This is a genomic window from Pseudomonas sp. Marseille-QA0332, assembly GCF_054950175.1.
The window spans coordinates 3,840,206-3,856,386 of sequence record NZ_CM143106.1 but is presented as its reverse complement, the minus strand read 5'-3'; the positions used below and the strand labels follow the sequence as shown (position 1 = coordinate 3,856,386).

Below are 16,181 nucleotides of genomic sequence, written 5' to 3'. Positions count from 1 at the left end.
GGCATCGGCAGACACCTCGCTGACTGATTTCGTCATAACTGCCCATGCATCTAGCAAAGCGACGAAAACCAGCCCATATCGCCAATACTCTTCGTCTTAACTCCGAAACGCCTACTGCGCAAACTGACCACCAGTGATTACCTATACTCAGGCTGTCCAGCCTCCCACCACTGGCAAGGTCAAGACATGAAGAAGAACAACCGTCACCCCATCGATGGCAAGCCGCCAGTCACCGTGTTCGGTCCGGACTTTCCATTCGCCTTCGACGACTGGCTGGAGCATCCGGCCGGCTTGGGCAGCATCCCGGCGCAGCGGCATGGTGAAGAGGTGGCGATCGTCGGGGCCGGGATCGCCGGGCTGGTGGCCGCCTACGAGCTCATGAAGCTGGGCCTCAAGCCCGTGGTCTACGAGGCTTCCAAATTGGGTGGACGGCTGCGTTCTCAAGCGTTCAATGGCACCGACGGGATCGTTGCCGAGCTGGGCGGGATGCGTTTTCCGGCCTCCTCCACTGCCTTCTACCATTATGTCGACAAGCTGGGCCTGCAGACCCGGCCATTTCCCAACCCGTTGAGCGCTGCCTCGAGCAGCACGGTGATCGACCTGGAGGGGCAGACTTTCTATGCCGAACGGCCGAGCGACCTGCCAGCCTTGTTCCACGAAGTCGCCCAGGCCTGGGCCGATGCGCTGGAGGAGCGGGCGCAGTTCAGCGACATCCAGCAAGCTATCCGCAACCGCGACGTGCCTCGCCTGAAGCAGCTGTGGAACAGCTTGGTGCCATTGTGGGACGACCGCACCTTCTATGATTTCGTCGCCACCTCCAAATCCTTCGCCAAGCTGAGCTTCCTGCATCGCGAGGTATTCGGCCAGGTCGGCTTCGGCACGGGCGGCTGGGATTCGGACTTCCCCAATTCGATGCTGGAGATCTTCCGCGTGGTGATGACCAACTGCGACGACCACCAGCACCTGGTGGTCGGTGGCGTGGAGCAGGTACCGCAGGGCATCTGGCGCCACGCACCGGAGCGTTGCCAGCATTGGCCGGCCGGCACCAGCCTGCGTTCGCTGCATGGCGGCGCGCCACGCACCGGGGTCAGGCGCATCGCCCGGGCCGCCGAGGGGCGTCTGGCAGTGACCGATAACTGGGGCGATACCCGCGAGTATGCCGCGGTCCTGGTGACCTGCCAGAGCTGGCTCTTGACCACGCAGATCGACTGTGAGGAAGCGCTGTTTTCCCAGAAGCTGTGGATGGCCCTGGATCGGACCCGCTACATGCAGTCGTCGAAGACCTTCGTCATGGTCGACCGTCCTTTCTGGAAGGACAAGGACCCGCAGACCGGCCGCGACCTGCTGAGCATGACCCTGACCGACCGACTGACCCGTGGTACCTATCTGTTCGACAATGGCGATGACAAGCCGGGAGTGATCTGCCTGTCATACGCCTGGATGAGCGATGCCCTGAAGATGCTGCCGCACCCGGTGGAAAAGCGCGTGCAGCTGGCCCTCGACGCGCTGAGAAAGATCTATCCGAAGACCGATATCGCTGGGCATATCATTGGCGATTCGATCACCGTTTCCTGGGAAGCCGACCCTTACTTCCTTGGCGCATTCAAAGGTGCCCTGCCCGGCCACTATCGCTACAACCAGCGCATGTACGCGCATTTCATGCAGCAGGCCATGCCGGCCGAACAACGTGGCATCTTTCTGGCCGGCGACGACGTGTCATGGACACCGGCCTGGGTGGAAGGAGCGGTCCAGACATCGCTCAACGCGGTGTGGGGTATCATGAACCACTTCGGTGGCAAGACCCACCCCGACAACCCTGGTCCTGGCGATGTGTTCGACGCTATCGGCCCGATCGCCTTGCCTGACTGAAAGGAGATGCCCATGCGCCTTGCCGTGTTCCAGGGAGAACCTGGCCCGCTGGATGTACCTGGCAATCTGCAGCGACTTCAGCAGCAAGCCAGTATCGCCGCGCAGCGTGGCGCCCACCTGCTGGTCTGCCCGGAAATGTTCCTGACCGGCTACAACATTGGCCTGGCGGCGGTGGAGCGCCTGGCCGAAGCGGTCGATGGCGCCTCGGCCATGGCCGTCGGGAAGATTGCCCAGGCCCATGGCATCGCAATCGTCTACGGCTATCCAGAGCGGGCGGAGGACGGGGCGGTCCATAACAGTGTGCAACTGATCGACGCCCACGGGCGCAGCCTGTGCAACTACCGCAAGACCCACCTGTTCGGCGAGCTGGACCGCAGCCTGTTCAGCGCCGGCGCCGACCATTTCCCGGTGGTGGAGCTCGATGGCTGGAAGCTGGGGCTGCTGATCTGCTACGACATCGAGTTTCCGGAAAACGCCCGGCGCCTGGCGCTGGATGGGGCCGAACTGATCCTGGTGCCCACGGCGAACATGACGCCGTATGACTTCATCTGCCAGGTGACCGTGCGTGCCCGTGCCCAGGAGAACCAGTGCTACCTGGTCTATGCCAACTACTGCGGCGCCGAGCAGGACCTCCGGTATTGCGGCCAGAGCAGCATCGTCGGGCCCGATGGGAGCCTGTTGGCCATGGCCGGGCACGATGAATGCCAGTTGCTGGCCGATCTGGAACAGCGCCGCGTGCAACAAGGACGAGCGGCATTTCCCTACCTGAGCGACCTGCGTCGCGACCTGCATGGTGGATCGCGCCGCACCTGAGTTTTCCGCTAGCATGGTGGTTCGCCTTGCCGGAGCTGCCATGCCTGACGCAACCCGCCACCTGATCCTGGACAACGGCCTGCACCTGACCCTGCGCCAGGCGTCGCGCCTGAAGCGTTGCGCCGCGGCGCTGCGGGTGGAGGCCGGCAGCCACGACGCGCCAGCGGCCTGGCCAGGGCTGGCGCACTTTCTCGAACATCTCTTCTTTCTCGGCACCGCCCGTTTTCCCTTGCAGGACGGGCTGATGCGACATGTCCAGGGCGTGGGCGGCCAGCTCAATGCCAGCACCGGTGAACGGGCCACGGACTTTTTCTTCGAAGTGCCCCCGCCAGCGCTGGCCGGCAGCCTCGAGCGTCTGTGCCAGATGCTGGCCGAACCGGACCTGACGCTCGAGCGACAGGTTGGCGAGCGAGAAGTGATCCATGCCGAGTTCATCGCCTGGTCGCGCGACAGCGAGGCGCAACGACGCTTCAAGGTCCTGCGGACAGCGGCACCGGGCCATCCGCTGGCAGCCTTCCATGCCGGCAACCGGCATACCCTGCCCCTGCGCAACCCAGCTTTCCAGCAGGCCCTGCGGCAGTTCCACCGGCAGTTCTACCGGGGAGCCGGCATCACCCTCAGCCTGTGCGGGCCACAATCGCTCGATGCCTTGCAGATTCTGGGCAAAACCTTCGGCAGCCTGTTCGCCCAAGGCACCAGGCACAGGCGCGCAGCGCCACCGGCGATGGCAAGCCAACGCTCCGGCTTCGTGTCGTCAACGGATGGAATGGACCTGTGGTTCTGCCATCAAGGCTTGCCCGATGGGGCGGACCAGGCACTGGAATGGTTGCTCGCCTGGCTGTCCGACAGCCGTCCCGGAGGCTGGCTCGACGCGCTTCGTCGACGCGGTTGGCTGCGAGGCTGCGAGTTCGAAACGCTCTACAGCCATGCCGGCCAGCTGCTTTGGCAAGTGCGTGTGCGGTTGAGCCGGCAGGCCTCGGCAAACGAGGTTCAGGCACTGCTTCACGACTGGCTGGGCTCGATCAGCCAAGCCGGGCAAGATGCAGCATTGCATGCCGAATTCGCCCTTCTGCAAGCGAGCCGCGCATTGGCGGCCAATGCCTTGGAGCTGGCGCAGCGCGACAGTGTCGGCAAGCCTTGGCAGGCCTTGGATGCGCAAGGACGGGAGGCGCTACGTGCGTTGCTCGCCGATCTGCCTGGTGCGTCCCGAAGGCACTGGCAGTTGCCACCAGGCGAACCCTTGCTGCAACCCTTGCCGGACCTCCAGCCCGGCGCGCTGCCGCAAGGCCTGGCAGTCGACCATGAGTTGCCGGCCTGCCGCGGATTCGCTGCGCTGTACCTGCGCTGGCAAATTCGCTCGCCTGCGTACGCGCCTCTGTCGCGGGTGCTAGAGCAAAGCCTGCAGCCGTTGCAGGCGCGCGCCCGACGCGTGGCGCTGCACCTGCGCTTCGAAGCCTGTGGCAGGTATTGGCAGCTACGCTGCATGGGACGCGCGCCGGCTGTGATCCGTGCGGTCGCCGAGGCGCTTGCGATCGTGAATGCGCCTGGCCCGGACGCTTGGCAAGCCTTGCCGCCAGCGCCGCCCCCTTCGATGCCGATCCGTGCGCTGCTCGCGCAGCTGCCTGGCATCCTGCTGGGCGAATCCGCGGCAGCTTCGCCGAGCGGCGCGGCGGCCGACCAGGCAATGCTCGAACTGGCCTGGCAGCAAGCGCGCTGGCAAGGCCTGGCAAGCGGCTTCAGCCCATCCGCGCAAGCCGCCTTGAGCACTGCCCTGCGGATGCTTGCCGGCCAACCTGCATCGTCCGCCTGCACGGCTCTCGGTCGCGGTCTGCACTGGCATCGCCTGCCGGGGGTGAGCAGCGAACATGCCCTGCTGCTTTTCTGCCCACTGCCTGGAAGCAGGGAGGCCGAGGGCCGCCTGCTCGCACGCTTGCTGCAAGGGCCGGTCTACCAGCGACTGAGGGTCGAATTGCAGCTGGGCTATGCGGTGTTCAGCGGGTTTCGTCAGTGGCACGGTCACGGCGGACTGCTGTTCGGCGTGCAATCGCCCCATGCCAGTCCGGCTTGCATCCTTGGCCACTTGCGCGAACTGCTCGAGAGCGAGGTACACATTCACCCAGCTGTCAGCCAGGCACTGGCCGAGCAGTTCGAGCAGACCACGCTGGACAATGCCGAACAGGCGGAGTGGACCTGGCAAGCTCACCTGGCCAGGCGTGTCGGCGGGCTGCAAGGCTTGCGCAGGGCGATCCGCGAGCTTCGGCAAGCCGACCTGGACGCTACGTTGCAAGAGGTCCGCGAGGCCAGGCACGGCTGGGTCTGCCTGGCCACCGCAGCGTTGCCGGCCGAGAGGATGCCGTAGTCGTCCTTGGTAGAGGGCCCATGCCCAGGGATCAGAGGGCGCGAACGCCATGGCCTGCTGGCCCCGAGAAAGACCAGCGCCGGACCGCGGCCGCTACGGACACTTCGACTCGTGGGCTGTTCTGCGCTCATGAAATCCGGCAGCATTTTGTAGGAATTCTCCTACGCTCTAAAGGAACCTCTCCCAGCAGCCAGCACCAAAGACCTAGCGGACCCCCCTCAGAACCTAAACGGAAGGAGTAAGCCCATGTGGACCAAACCTGCATACACTGACCTGCGTATCGGCTTTGAAGTGACCATGTATTTCGCAAGCCGCTGAGCCTGTTCGCGTTCGGACGCCTCGGCCTGCCGAGGCGTTTTCATTTTCCGCAACGGAGAGGCCATGTACATCCAGATTCTCGGTTCCGCCGCCGGAGGCGGTTTTCCCCAATGGAACTGCAACTGCGGCAACTGCAATGGGCTGCGTGAAGGCACCCTGCGTGCCACGCCGCGTACCCAGTCATCGATTGCCCTGTCCGACGACGGCGAGCACTGGATTCTCTGCAATGCCTCGCCGGATATCCGCGCGCAGCTGCAAGCCTTCGCGCCCATGCAGCCGGCCCGCGCGCTGCGCGACAGCGGCATCGATGCCATCCTCCTGCTCGACAGCCAGATCGACCATACCACCGGGCTGCTCAGCCTGCGCGAAGGCTGCCCGCATCAGGTCTGGTGCACCGAAATGGTTCATCAGGACCTGAGCACGGGTTTTCCGCTGTTCAACATGCTCGAACATTGGAACGGTGGCCTGCGCTGGAACCGCATCGAGCTACACGACTGCTTCGTCATCCCCGCCTGCCCGGACCTGCGCTTCACCCCGTTGCCACTGCGCAGCGCCGCGCCGCCCTACTCGCCGCACCGATTCGACCCGCATCCCGGCGATAACCTGGGCCTGCTGGTCGAAGACCTGCGCACCGGTGGCAAGCTGTTCTATGCCCCCGGCCTGGGCCAGGTCGATGACTCGCTGCTGGCGCTCATGCGAGCAGCCGATTGCCTGCTGGTCGACGGTACGCTGTGGGAAGACGATGAAATGCAGCGGCGCGGAGTCGGCACGCGCACTGGCCGCGAAATGGGCCATCTGGCGCAGAACGGGCCAGGCGGCATGCTCGAGGTACTGGAGCCGTTCGCCCGTCAGCGCAAAATCCTCATCCACATCAACAATACCAACCCGATTCTCGACGAAGACTCGCCGGAACGGGCCGAGGTCCATCGGCGCGGCATCGAAGTCGCCTACGATGGCATGAGCATCGAGCTGTAGGAGGATTCGATGAGCGGAGCCAAGCCGATGTCCCCTGCCGAATTCGAACAGGCCTTGCGCGCCAAGAGCGCCTATTACCATATCCACCACCCTTACCATGTGGCGATGTACGAAGGTCGCGCCACCCGCGAGCAGATCCAGGGCTGGGTCGCCAACCGCTTCTACTATCAGGTCAACATTCCGCTCAAGGACGCGGCGATCCTGGCCAACTGCCCCGACCGGGAAGTGCGCCGCGAGTGGATCCAGCGTCTGCTCGACCATGACGGCGCGCCCGGCGAGGACGGCGGCATCGAAGCCTGGCTGCGTCTGGGCCAGGCCGTCGGCCTCGACCCGGACCAGTTGCGTTCGCAAGAACTGGTGCTGCCCGGTGTACGCTTTGCCGTGGACGCCTATGTCAATTTCGCTCGCCGGGCAAGCTGGCAGGAGGCTGCCAGCAGCTCGCTGACCGAACTGTTCGCGCCACAGATCCACCAATCCCGCCTGGACAGCTGGCCGCGGCATTACCCCTGGATCGATCCGGCCGGCTACGAATACTTCCGGACCCGGCTGGGACAGGCGCGGCGCGACGTGGAGCACGGTCTGGCGATCACCCTGCGGCACTACACCACGGCCGAAGGCCAGGCGCGCATGCTGGAGATCCTGCAATTCAAGCTGGACATCCTCTGGAGCATGCTCGACGCCATGAGCATGGCCTACGAACTGGGGCGCGCGCCCTATCACAGCGTCACCCGCGAGCGGGTCTGGCACAAGGGAATCCGTCCATGAGTTTCGACCGCGAGCAAGTGCCCATGTGGCGCCCCGGCTACCGTTTTCAATACGAGCCGGCGCAGAAAGGCCATGTGCTGCTTTATCCCGAAGGGATGATCAAGCTCAACGAGAGCGCCGCGCTGATCGGCGGGCTGATCGATGGCCAGCGAAGCGTTGCCGCGATCATCGGCGAGCTGACCGACCAGTTTCCCGATGTCCCGCAGGTCGCCGAAGACATCGAGCAGTTCATGGAGGTGGCCCATGCCGAACACTGGATCGTCTATGCCTGACGCGCAAGCCAGGTCCGAGATCGGCCTCCCCTTGTGGCTGCTGGCCGAGCTGACCTATCGCTGTCCGCTGCAGTGCCCGTACTGCTCCAATCCCCTGGATTTTGCCACCCAGGGCCAGGAACTGAGCACGCAGCAGTGGTTCCGGGTCATGGCCGAGGCACGCGAGCTGGGCGCGGCGCAGCTGGGCTTTTCCGGTGGCGAACCGCTGGTCCGCCAGGATCTGGCGGAACTGATCGGCGAAGCGCGCAGGCTGGGCTACTACACCAACCTGATCACCTCCGGCATCGGCCTGACCGAGCGCAAGATCGCCACTTTCCGCGACGCCGGGCTCGATCATATCCAGATCAGCTTCCAGGCCAGCGATGAACAGGTCAACAACCTGCTGGCCGGCTCGCGCAAAGCCTTCGCGCAGAAGCTGGCAATGGCCCGGGCGGTCAAGGCCCACGGCTATCCGATGGTACTGAACTTCGTCACCCATCGGCACAACATCGACCGCATCGATCGGATCATCGAGCTGTGCATCGCCCTGGAAGCGGACTTCGTCGAGCTGGCCACCTGCCAGTTCTACGGCTGGGCGCACCTCAACCGGCTCGGGCTGCTACCCACACGCGAGCAGCTGGAGCGGGCCGAGCGAATCACCAACGAGTACCGCGCCCGACTCAAGGCCTCCGGCAATCCCTGCAAGCTGATCTTCGTCACCCCGGACTACTACGAGCAACGACCGAAAGCCTGCATGAACGGCTGGGGCAGTCTGTTCCTTACCATCACGCCCGACGGTACCGCACTGCCATGCCACGGCGCCCGCCAGTTGCCGGTGACCTTTCCCAACGTGCGCGAGCATGATCTGCGACATATCTGGTACGACTCGTTCGGCTTCAATCGCTTCCGGGGCTACGAATGGATGCCTGAACCCTGTCGCTCCTGCGACGAGAAGGAGAAAGACTTCGGCGGCTGTCGCTGCCAGGCTTTCATGCTGACCGGGAATGCCGCCAATGCCGACCCGGTATGCGCCAAGTCCGCCGATCACGGCCTCATTCTCAAGGCTCGGGAGGAAGCAGAACATGCCCAAGTGGCCATCGAACGACTCACCTTCCGCAACGAGCGCAACTCCAAGGTCATCGCTCGTGGCTGAAGTATTCAGCGCCGACCAGGCCGTGGCTGCCAGCACCGATTTCGCCGAACTCAAGGTCGACGCCTGCGGCGTGTTCTGGAACGAGTATCGGCCCGCCGACGGCGCTTGCCGGATCTGGCGCTGGCATGAGCGACAGGCCCGTTGCCTGACGCCCGATGGCTTCAGTGTGCGCAGCCGAGTGTACGAATATGGTGGTGGCAGTTTTGCCGTGGGTGGCGACGGCGTGCTGTTCGTCAACGAAGCCGACCAGCAGATCTATACCCAGCGCCTGGAGGGTGGCGCGCCGCGCCCGCTCACCCAGGATCCGCGACGACGCCATGGCGACCTGCACTGGCATGCGGGGCAGGTACTGGCGGTAGAGGAAGAGCATGCCGACCAGGTCGTCCACCGCCTGGTGGCGATCAGCGCCGGCCAGCGCATCGTGCTGGCCGAGGGCGCGGACTTCTACGCCGCGCCCACGCTCAGCGCCGACGGCCAGCGGCTGGCCTGGATCGAGTGGGACCGCCCGGCCCAACCATGGACGGTCACGCGATTGATGTGTCGGCAGCGCGGCGCTGACGGCTGGCAACCCGCTCGTTGCATCGCGGGTCTTGGAGACATCGAGCAATCGCTGCAGCAGCCGCGTTTCGATCCGCACGGGCGCCTGTATTGCCTATCGGACCGAAATGGCTACTGGCAGCCGTGGGGCGAGATCGATGGGTACTGGCAAGCCTTGCCAGCCGAGGCGGCCGACCATGCCTCGGCGCCCTGGCAACTCGGTGCGAGCACCTGGCTGGCGCTGGGGCCTGATGCTTACCTGGCCAGCTGGTTCGAGGACGGCTTCGGCGTGCTCGCCCTGCGCCAGGGACCGGCCGCGCAGCGCCTGGCCGCCGAGTACAGCCGCCTGCGCAGCCTGGCCATGGACGATACGCATGTCTATGCCATCGCCGCGTCGACCTCCCGTCCGGCGGCCGTCATCGCCATCGGTCGCAATGACGGCGTGGTCGATGTCCTTGCCGGCGCAAGCCTGGCGCTGCCCATCGAGGACATCGCCAAGCCGCGGCCGCTCCACTATCCCAGCGGGGACGGCCAGGCCCACGGTTTCTTCTATCCAGCCCGCTCAGGCGAGGCGCTGCCGCCACTGGTGGTGTTCATCCATGGCGGCCCGACCTCGGCCTGCTACCCGGTGTTCGACCCGCGCATCCAGTACTGGACCCAGCGTGGCTTTGCCGTGGCCGATCTCAACTACCGTGGCAGCACCGGTTACGGTCGTGCCTACCGCCAGGCATTGCACCTGCGCTGGGGACAGGTGGATGTTGAGGATGCCTGCGCGGCGGTCGCCTACCTGGCCGAACAGGGATTGGTCGATCCAGCCAAGGCGTTCATCCGTGGTGGCAGCGCCGGTGGCTACACCACGCTTTGCGCGCTGGCCTTCCATGATGTGTTTCGCGCCGGCGCGAGCCTCTATGGTGTCAGCGATCCTCTGGCCTTGGCGCGAGCGACCCACAAGTTCGAGGCCGATTACCTGGACTGGCTGATCGGCGATCCAGGCACTGACATCGAGCGCTACCGAGCACGCACGCCCCTGCTGCATGCCGCAAGGATCGAGGCACCCGTCATCTTCTTCCAAGGCGAACTCGATGCCGTGGTGGTCCCACAGCAGACCCGGGCGATGCTTGCCGCCCTGCAAGCCAATGGCGTGCAGGCCGAAGGGCATTTCTATGCCGATGAGCGACATGGTTTTCGCAAGTCCGCGAATCTGGCACATGCCTTGGAAAACGAATGCAGGTTCTACAGCGATATATTGGCACGCAGGCGCTGACGATCAGTGTCGCCCATCCTGCCTCTGCCGGCATGCTGCAAAACCATCATTCTTGCCAGTTTCCACCGTGGCCTGGCCCGCCTAGATTGATGCACCAGCCCACCAGCTTGGAGACGGCAGCCCATGAGTAATCCAGACAACTTCCTGTTTTGGCTCGGCACGACAGTACCGGAAGGCACTCAGATCGACGACGAGCAAAAAAACCCGTTGGAAATCTTTCGCCGAGTGGAAAACGGCGGAACAGGCAACAGCGCCTCGAGCATCCGGGTTGTTCAGGACGCGCAACGAGGAAAGGTCTGGCTGTTCGAAAAACCTTCCGACGAAGAGAATTATCGTTGCGAATCGAACGGCATCGTCTGGCGAGGAAGCTCCTACGAATCCTGGCTGGAAGGACAAACCTACGAGTTTTCCTGGAGCAGCCGGCTTCCCGATACCCGCAGCCTGGAGCATGGCGACTTCGTCATTTTCCAGTGGAAGTCATACCAGGAAGGCATTCAGAACTACCCTTTCCTGTTCACCGTCAACCGCAACGTATTGTCGATGATCCACTCGAACGAACGACAGGAATGGATCGTCGTTTGGCAAGGGCATGTCAAGAGCGACCAATGGTTCGACATCCGGGTACGAGCCGGATTGTCCAGGGACAAGAACAAGGGCACCCTCTGTCTATACCTGAATGAACAAAGGCAGACGTTTTCGCGCAACAGGAACAACGAGGCCATGCTGGATGACACACTGCTCTGCAGGACACTCGACGAACAGCGCGGCAACTATCCAAAATGGGGCGTTTACAATCGCGATCAGCCTAAACAGACGCTTCGGCATTTCGTCGACAGACTTATGATCAAGCGGATCGAATGAACAGGCTGTCGCGCTCGGCTTCGACAACCTGTGAATTCATCGCAGTAGGATTTGCGCGTTGCCAACCTTGTTTTCAACGCAACCTGCTCGCCGCGCAGTCGCTTCGTGCCAAAGCCTAACGCTTGGCGATGATGTATACCGCATGCACGATGCCAGGAATGTAGCCCAGCAGGGTGAGCAGGATGTTCAACCAGAACGCACCGCCGAAGCCGACCTGCAGGAATACCCCCAGCGGCGGCAGGATGATGGCGATGAGAATTCGGATCAGGTCCATGTCGCGGCTCCTTGGCTAAGTTAAAACAACAGACTGCGGGCCCTGAACAGAGGTTCCGACAGCCGGCCGGCATAAAAAAACGCCCCAGGCCAACTGATACCGGCCAGGGGCGATGCGCAGGAACGCGAGACGGTTCTTTGAATTCGTAAGAAATATTTTCAAGCAGAGGCTTTACCGCTGTTGCCGGGATGTGCATGCACGCGGGCGAAGGCGCGCGCAAGGCGTGTCAGCATCTCGTCGATGTTGCCCTTGCTCACGGTCAGCGATGGAGAGAAGCGCAGCACATCCGCTTGCGGCGCAGCGAGCAACAGGCGCTCTTGCGAGGCAGCCTGCACCAGCTCGACGGCCAGCTCATCGTGCAATTGCAGCCCCCACAGCAAGCCTTGACCACGCACCTCGCCCTGGCCATAGCGCCCGGCCAGACGGCTCAAGCCATCACGCATATGGCGACCGGTATCCTGGACACGCTCGAAGAAACCCGGTTCGAGCACGTTGGCCAACACGGCACTGCCCGCAGCGCTCATCAGTGCATTGCCGTGATGACTGCCACCCAGGTCACCAGGCGCGGCGCAGCAGGCACTGCCACGCGCCAGCAAGGCCGCCAGCGGCACGCCTGCGCCAAGCCCCTTGCCCAGGGTCAGGATATCGGCGCGCACACCATAGAGTTGTTCGGCCAGCAACGCACCGCAGCGACCGATGCCCGTCTGCACCTCATCCAGGATCAGCAGGATGCCCAGCTCCCGGCACAATTGCTCCACGCCTTTGAGATAGTCGCGAGTCGCCGGGATCACACCTGCCTCGCTCTGGATCGGTTCGAGCATGATCGCGACGGTGTGCGAGTCCACGGCAGCATGCAAGGCGGCCAGGTCGTTGAATGGCACCCTGCTGAAACCAGGCGCTGTTGACCCATGCTGATTGCGGGGCGACGAATCGGAGGCCGCCAGGGTAGCCAGGCTGAGGCCGTGGCATGCATGGCTGGCGGTGATGATGTGACCGGCACTGTTACGATGCCGCTGACCCCACTTGCGCGCCAGCTTGATCGCGCTTTCGCACGCCTCCGCACCGCTGTTGAGCAGGTATGCCTGGTCGCTGCCGGTGTTGCGACACAACTGTTCCACCAGTTCCAGCAGGCCCTGGGCATGATAACCGGCGCCAGGATGTATCAATGCCCGAGCCTGCTCGGCCAGTGCCTTGGCAAGTACCTGCGGGCTGTGGCCCAGGCTGTTGATGCCACCGCCCTGGTTGAAATCCAGGTACGCATGACCTTCGCTGTCCCATAGCCAGGAGCCTTGGCCGCGCACGAAGACCTGCTCGCTATGCCGCTCGCCGGGCATCAGCCACTGGCGCGAGGCACCAGGCGTGGCGGCCTGAGCAGCCGGCACGCTGATGCGCTCGTCGGCGGCAGGAGCCCCACGGCGCAGCTTGAACAGGTTCATGAAGGCTCCAGCGAATCACGGTCGAGAAGGTCAGGGTCGGTCATGTGCCGGACGGCAAGTCCGCTGCGATGCGGTTTTTTTGCCTGGCCTATCCAAAATCACTTTCATCCGAATCGGTTCGAGTCGCTTCAGGAGACTGCGAACCGCTGTAATGCCGGATAGACTAGGCACTTAGCGGTCCTTCGACCATTTCGTTTTTCGAGCTTTTTCGATAAGTAGTACTTATGGATTTCCGCCAACTGCGCTATTTCGTCGCGGTCTATGAAGAAGGTCATGTCGGGCGCGCGGCCGAGCGGCTTTCGCTCTCGCAACCGGCGCTGTCGCAACAGATCCGCCAGCTCGAGCATGGCCTTGACCTGAACTTGTTCGAGCGCAGCAACAAGCGCCTGCTGCCGACCCTGGCCGCGCATACCCTGTACAACCATGCCGTGCCGCTGCTCGATGGGCTGCAGCGTGCGCGCGAAGCCATGCGCAGCTTCAAGGGGCAGTCGTTGCGGACGCTGGCCATCGGCGTGCTGCAGACCGTGCGCCCAAGCCTGGTGCCGCGCCTGCTGGAGCGCCTGCGCAAGGCGCAGCCGCATCTGGTCGTGCAGATCTACGAGCTGTCGGGCCTGGAAATCGAGCGGCGGCTGCTCAACGGTAGCCTGGACATCGGCATCAGCTACCTCTCGCCACGGCAGCCAGGCCTGCATGGCTTGCTGCTCTACGAAGACGAGTTGCAGCTGGTCATTCCGGACAATCATCCGTTGAAGGACTTCAAGAAGGTCTCGCTGCGCCAGGCGGCCGAGCTGCCCATGCTGATGCTGGGCGAGGAATTCCAGATCCGTCAGATCTGGCAGGCCGAGTTGGCCAGCCTCGGTCGGCGTCCGCAGGTCCAGGCCGAGATGAACAACATGGTCGGCATTCTCGACAGTCTGGCGCACACTTCGCTGGCCACCATCCTGCCGGGGCGGGCCAAGGAAGCTGCCGAAGACGAGCAGGCACTGTTGTGGAAACCGTTGAGCGAGCCACGTGTAGCCCTGAAGGTCGGCCTGGTGTTCCGTGACGCACAGCGCCAGCAGGCCTCGGTGGATCTGTTGCGCACACTGCTCGAGGAGGAAAGCGACCCTCGCCAGCTTGGCGCTCCACCACTGGAAAGCCTTGGCTGAAGAACGCGCAAAAAGGAAACCCCGCCGAGGCGGGGTATTCCAGACTGTTTCCCTGACATCCTTTTCGCCCCGCCTCCCTGGCAGGCCATCCTGTGAGTTCCCTTGCTTTCCCTTGCGCCCTGCCATCCTGGCAGAAATTCCTTCAAGTCCTGAGCGCTTCCTGCGCGTCGTCCATGTAAGAAAGATTAACCGTGGATCCAATCTTAGGAAAGTGGAGAAAAGCCACCGCGTGATGTAAGAAAATGCTTACAAATCAGTTTCATTCCCAGACACTTCGTACTATCGCCTGTCATGCCCAAGGCTTAGAACTGGGTTTCATCGAGCAGATAAAGGCTCTGGCTCCCGGCCTTTACCGACATTACCAACGACTGCAGGCGCGGCAGCAGGCGGGCGTAATAGAAGCGTGCCGTGCCCAGCTTGGCGCCGTGGAAGGCTTCGTCGCCCGTACCGGCCAGGGCGGCGCGTGCCATCAATGCCCACATGTAGGCATAAGCCACATAGCCGAAGGCATGCAGGTATTCCACCGAAGCCGCGCCGATTTCCTCTGGACGCACCTTGGCTTGCTTCAGCACCCAGCCGGTGAGATCGTCGAGCTGGTCCAGCGCCCCACCCAGCGGTGTCACGAACTCTTCGAGCCCGCTTTCGGCATCGGCCATGAACGCCCGGACCTCGTCGCTGAACAGCCGATAGAAAGCGCCACCACTACCGACCACCTTGCGTCCCATCAGGTCCAGGGCCTGGATGCCATTGGTGCCTTCATAGATCTGGGTGATGCGTACGTCGCGCACCAGCTGCTCCTGACCCCATTCGCGAATGTAGCCATGCCCGCCGAATATCTGCTGGCCATGAATCGTGCACTCCAGGCCCAGATCGGTCAGGAAGGCCTTGGCGACCGGTGTCAGCAAGGCGACCAGGTCCTCGCTGCGCCTGCGTGTGGCAGGGTCGGCGCTGAACTTGGCGCTGTCGAGCTGCAAGGCCACATAAGTGGAAAAGGCGCGCCCGGCCTCGATCAGTGCTTTCATCGTCAACAACATGCGCCGGACGTCGGGATGCACGAGGATCGGGTCGGCCACCTTGTCGACAGCCTGCGCGCCGCTTGCCGCACGGCCTTGCAGGCGCTCCTTGGCATACGCCACCGCGTTCTGGTAAGAGCGCTCGGCCGAGGCCAGCCCCTGGATGCCGACACCCAGCCGCTCGTAGTTCATCATGGTGAACATGGCTGCCAGGCCCTTGTTCGGCTCGCCAACCAGGTAGCCCGTGGCGCCGTCGAAGTTCATCACGCAGGTAGCCGAAGCCTGAATGCCCATCTTGTGTTCGATCGAACCGCATTGCAGCGCATTGCGCGCGCCCAGGCTGCCGTCGTCCTCGACCAGGAACTTGGGCACCAGGAACAGCGAGATGCCCTTGGCTCCAGCCGGAGCATCGGGCAGCTTGGCCAGCACCAGGTGGATGATGTTTTCGGTCAGGTCATGTTCGCCGCCGGTGATGAAGATCTTCGTCCCGCTGATCCTGTAGCCGCCATCGGCCTGTGGCTCGGCACGGGTGCGGATGATGCCAAGGTCGGTGCCGGCGTGGGGTTCGGTGAGGCACATCGAGCCGGCCCAGGTGCCGTCATACATGCTCGGCAGGTACTTGCGCCTGAGCGCTTCGCTGGCGTGAGCGTTGATCGACAGGCAGGCACCTGCCGTCAGCATCGGATAGAGCCCGAACGACAGGCTCGCGGCATTGACCATCTCCTCGACCTGAGCCGAGATCGCCTTGGGCATGCCCATGCCACCATGTTCCGGGTCGCCACCAACCCCTACCCAGCCACCCTCGGCATACGCCTTGTAGGCGTCAAGGAAACCGGCCGGCGTGCGCACCTCGCCATCCTGCCAGTGGCACCCTTGTTCATCGGCGGCGCGGCTCAACGGCGCGATGGTCCTGGCGGCGAGCTTGCCTGCCTCTTCCAGTACCGCCATGGCCATGTCGGCATCGACCTGCTCGGCCAGCCCAGGCCACTGCGACCACAGGCGCGATACCGCGAAGACTTCATCGAGAACGAAGCGCATGTCGCGCAGGGGAGCTTTGTAGTCAGCCATGACAACCTCGGTCAAATGAGCACGCCAGGCAGGCAAGCGCGCAGGAAGGAAAAAAGGCGGCGAGCTTTTCACTCCAC

The 16,181-nt window shown here is 63.5% G+C and carries 14 protein-coding genes; 11 read left to right on the top strand and 3 right to left on the bottom strand.

The window, feature by feature from the left end; translation table 11 throughout:
- Nucleotides 1–186 precede the first annotated feature (186 nt).
- The 10 genes from ACY8GK_RS17780 (at nucleotide 187) to ACY8GK_RS17735 (ending at nucleotide 11,165) form a co-directional block, all read left to right on the top strand.
- Nucleotides 187–1,869: a flavin monoamine oxidase family protein gene (locus tag ACY8GK_RS17780; protein WP_462401740.1), complete on the top strand. Its 1,683-nt coding sequence runs from the start codon at nucleotides 187–189 to the stop codon at nucleotides 1,867–1,869.
- 12 nt (nucleotides 1,870–1,881) lie between these two features.
- Nucleotides 1,882–2,682, top strand: a complete 801-nt coding sequence (locus ACY8GK_RS17775; protein ID WP_196179288.1) for a carbon-nitrogen hydrolase family protein — start codon at nucleotides 1,882–1,884, stop codon at nucleotides 2,680–2,682.
- Between the two features lie 40 nt (nucleotides 2,683–2,722).
- Nucleotides 2,723–5,041: a pyrroloquinoline quinone biosynthesis protein PqqF gene (pqqF, locus tag ACY8GK_RS17770; protein ID WP_462401739.1), complete on the top strand. Its 2,319-nt coding sequence runs from the start codon at nucleotides 2,723–2,725 to the stop codon at nucleotides 5,039–5,041.
- Between the two features lie 246 nt (nucleotides 5,042–5,287).
- The gene (gene pqqA / locus ACY8GK_RS17765) at nucleotides 5,288–5,359 is read left to right on the top strand and encodes a pyrroloquinoline quinone precursor peptide PqqA (protein WP_008365141.1); all 72 of its coding nucleotides are present in this window, start codon (nucleotides 5,288–5,290) and stop codon (nucleotides 5,357–5,359) included.
- A 63-nt stretch (nucleotides 5,360–5,422) separates the two neighbouring features.
- Entirely contained in the window at nucleotides 5,423–6,334 is a 912-nt protein-coding gene (gene pqqB / locus ACY8GK_RS17760; RefSeq protein WP_196179292.1) for a pyrroloquinoline quinone biosynthesis protein PqqB, read from the top strand.
- Nucleotides 6,335–6,343: 9 nt separating this feature from the next.
- On the top strand, nucleotides 6,344–7,099 hold the full coding sequence (pqqC, locus tag ACY8GK_RS17755; protein WP_196179293.1) for a pyrroloquinoline-quinone synthase PqqC: 756 nt from the start codon (nucleotides 6,344–6,346) through the stop codon (nucleotides 7,097–7,099).
- Nucleotides 7,096–7,371: a pyrroloquinoline quinone biosynthesis peptide chaperone PqqD gene (gene pqqD, locus ACY8GK_RS17750; protein WP_196179295.1), complete on the top strand. Its 276-nt coding sequence runs from the start codon at nucleotides 7,096–7,098 to the stop codon at nucleotides 7,369–7,371. The genes pqqC and pqqD overlap by 4 nt, the downstream gene beginning before the upstream one ends.
- The gene (pqqE, locus tag ACY8GK_RS17745; protein WP_196179298.1) at nucleotides 7,343–8,503 is read left to right on the top strand and encodes a pyrroloquinoline quinone biosynthesis protein PqqE; all 1,161 of its coding nucleotides are present in this window, start codon (nucleotides 7,343–7,345) and stop codon (nucleotides 8,501–8,503) included. Before pqqD ends, pqqE begins: the two co-directional genes overlap by 29 nt.
- Nucleotides 8,433–10,304 (top strand): S9 family peptidase, encoded by a 1,872-nt coding sequence (locus ACY8GK_RS17740; protein WP_462401738.1) that lies wholly within the window; start codon nucleotides 8,433–8,435, stop codon nucleotides 10,302–10,304. The genes pqqE and ACY8GK_RS17740 overlap by 71 nt, the downstream gene beginning before the upstream one ends.
- Before the next feature lie 123 nt (nucleotides 10,305–10,427).
- Entirely contained in the window at nucleotides 10,428–11,165 is a 738-nt protein-coding gene (locus ACY8GK_RS17735; protein WP_196179302.1) for a heparin lyase I family protein, read from the top strand.
- A 115-nt stretch (nucleotides 11,166–11,280) separates the two neighbouring features.
- On the opposite strand, the gene ACY8GK_RS17730 is transcribed toward ACY8GK_RS17735, so the two are convergent.
- Nucleotides 11,281–11,439 carry a YqaE/Pmp3 family membrane protein gene (locus ACY8GK_RS17730; RefSeq protein WP_009615518.1) on the bottom strand — a complete coding sequence of 53 codons (159 nt, stop codon included), beginning with the start codon at nucleotides 11,437–11,439 and terminating at the stop codon, nucleotides 11,281–11,283.
- A gap of 158 nt (nucleotides 11,440–11,597) precedes the next feature.
- On the bottom strand, nucleotides 11,598–12,875 hold the full coding sequence (locus tag ACY8GK_RS17725; RefSeq protein WP_462401737.1) for an aspartate aminotransferase family protein: 1,278 nt from the start codon (nucleotides 12,873–12,875) through the stop codon (nucleotides 11,598–11,600).
- Between the two features lie 224 nt (nucleotides 12,876–13,099).
- On the opposite strand from ACY8GK_RS17725, the gene ACY8GK_RS17720 reads away from it, so the two are divergent.
- Complete coding sequence (locus tag ACY8GK_RS17720; protein ID WP_462401736.1) at nucleotides 13,100–14,023, top strand: LysR family transcriptional regulator; 924 nt, start codon at nucleotides 13,100–13,102, stop codon at nucleotides 14,021–14,023.
- Between the two features lie 302 nt (nucleotides 14,024–14,325).
- On the opposite strand, the gene ACY8GK_RS17715 is transcribed toward ACY8GK_RS17720, so the two are convergent.
- Nucleotides 14,326–16,104, bottom strand: a complete 1,779-nt coding sequence (locus ACY8GK_RS17715) for an acyl-CoA dehydrogenase C-terminal domain-containing protein (RefSeq protein ID WP_462401735.1) — start codon at nucleotides 16,102–16,104, stop codon at nucleotides 14,326–14,328.
- Nucleotides 16,105–16,181: the final 77 nt, after the last annotated feature.

What these genes read in the sequence shown, in the direction of transcription:
- ACY8GK_RS17715 (WP_462401735.1), bottom strand. Translation starts at nt 16,104, where the DNA reads ATGGCTGACTACAAAGCTCCCCTGCGCGACATGCGCTTCGTTCTCGAT.
- pqqD (WP_196179295.1), top strand. Translation starts at nt 7,096, where the DNA reads ATGAGTTTCGACCGCGAGCAAGTGCCCATGTGGCGCCCCGGCTACCGT.
- pqqE (WP_196179298.1), top strand. Translation starts at nt 7,343, where the DNA reads ATGCCGAACACTGGATCGTCTATGCCTGACGCGCAAGCCAGGTCCGAG.
- pqqF (WP_462401739.1), top strand. Translation starts at nt 2,723, where the DNA reads ATGCCTGACGCAACCCGCCACCTGATCCTGGACAACGGCCTGCACCTG.
- pqqC (WP_196179293.1), top strand. Translation starts at nt 6,344, where the DNA reads ATGAGCGGAGCCAAGCCGATGTCCCCTGCCGAATTCGAACAGGCCTTG.
- ACY8GK_RS17725 (WP_462401737.1), bottom strand. Translation starts at nt 12,875, where the DNA reads ATGAACCTGTTCAAGCTGCGCCGTGGGGCTCCTGCCGCCGACGAGCGC.
- ACY8GK_RS17780 (WP_462401740.1), top strand. Translation starts at nt 187, where the DNA reads ATGAAGAAGAACAACCGTCACCCCATCGATGGCAAGCCGCCAGTCACC.
- ACY8GK_RS17730 (WP_009615518.1), bottom strand. Translation starts at nt 11,439, where the DNA reads ATGGACCTGATCCGAATTCTCATCGCCATCATCCTGCCGCCGCTGGGG.
- ACY8GK_RS17740 (WP_462401738.1), top strand. Translation starts at nt 8,433, where the DNA reads ATGCCCAAGTGGCCATCGAACGACTCACCTTCCGCAACGAGCGCAACT.
- pqqB (WP_196179292.1), top strand. Translation starts at nt 5,423, where the DNA reads ATGTACATCCAGATTCTCGGTTCCGCCGCCGGAGGCGGTTTTCCCCAA.
- ACY8GK_RS17720 (WP_462401736.1), top strand. Translation starts at nt 13,100, where the DNA reads ATGGATTTCCGCCAACTGCGCTATTTCGTCGCGGTCTATGAAGAAGGT.
- ACY8GK_RS17735 (WP_196179302.1), top strand. Translation starts at nt 10,428, where the DNA reads ATGAGTAATCCAGACAACTTCCTGTTTTGGCTCGGCACGACAGTACCG.
- ACY8GK_RS17775 (WP_196179288.1), top strand. Translation starts at nt 1,882, where the DNA reads ATGCGCCTTGCCGTGTTCCAGGGAGAACCTGGCCCGCTGGATGTACCT.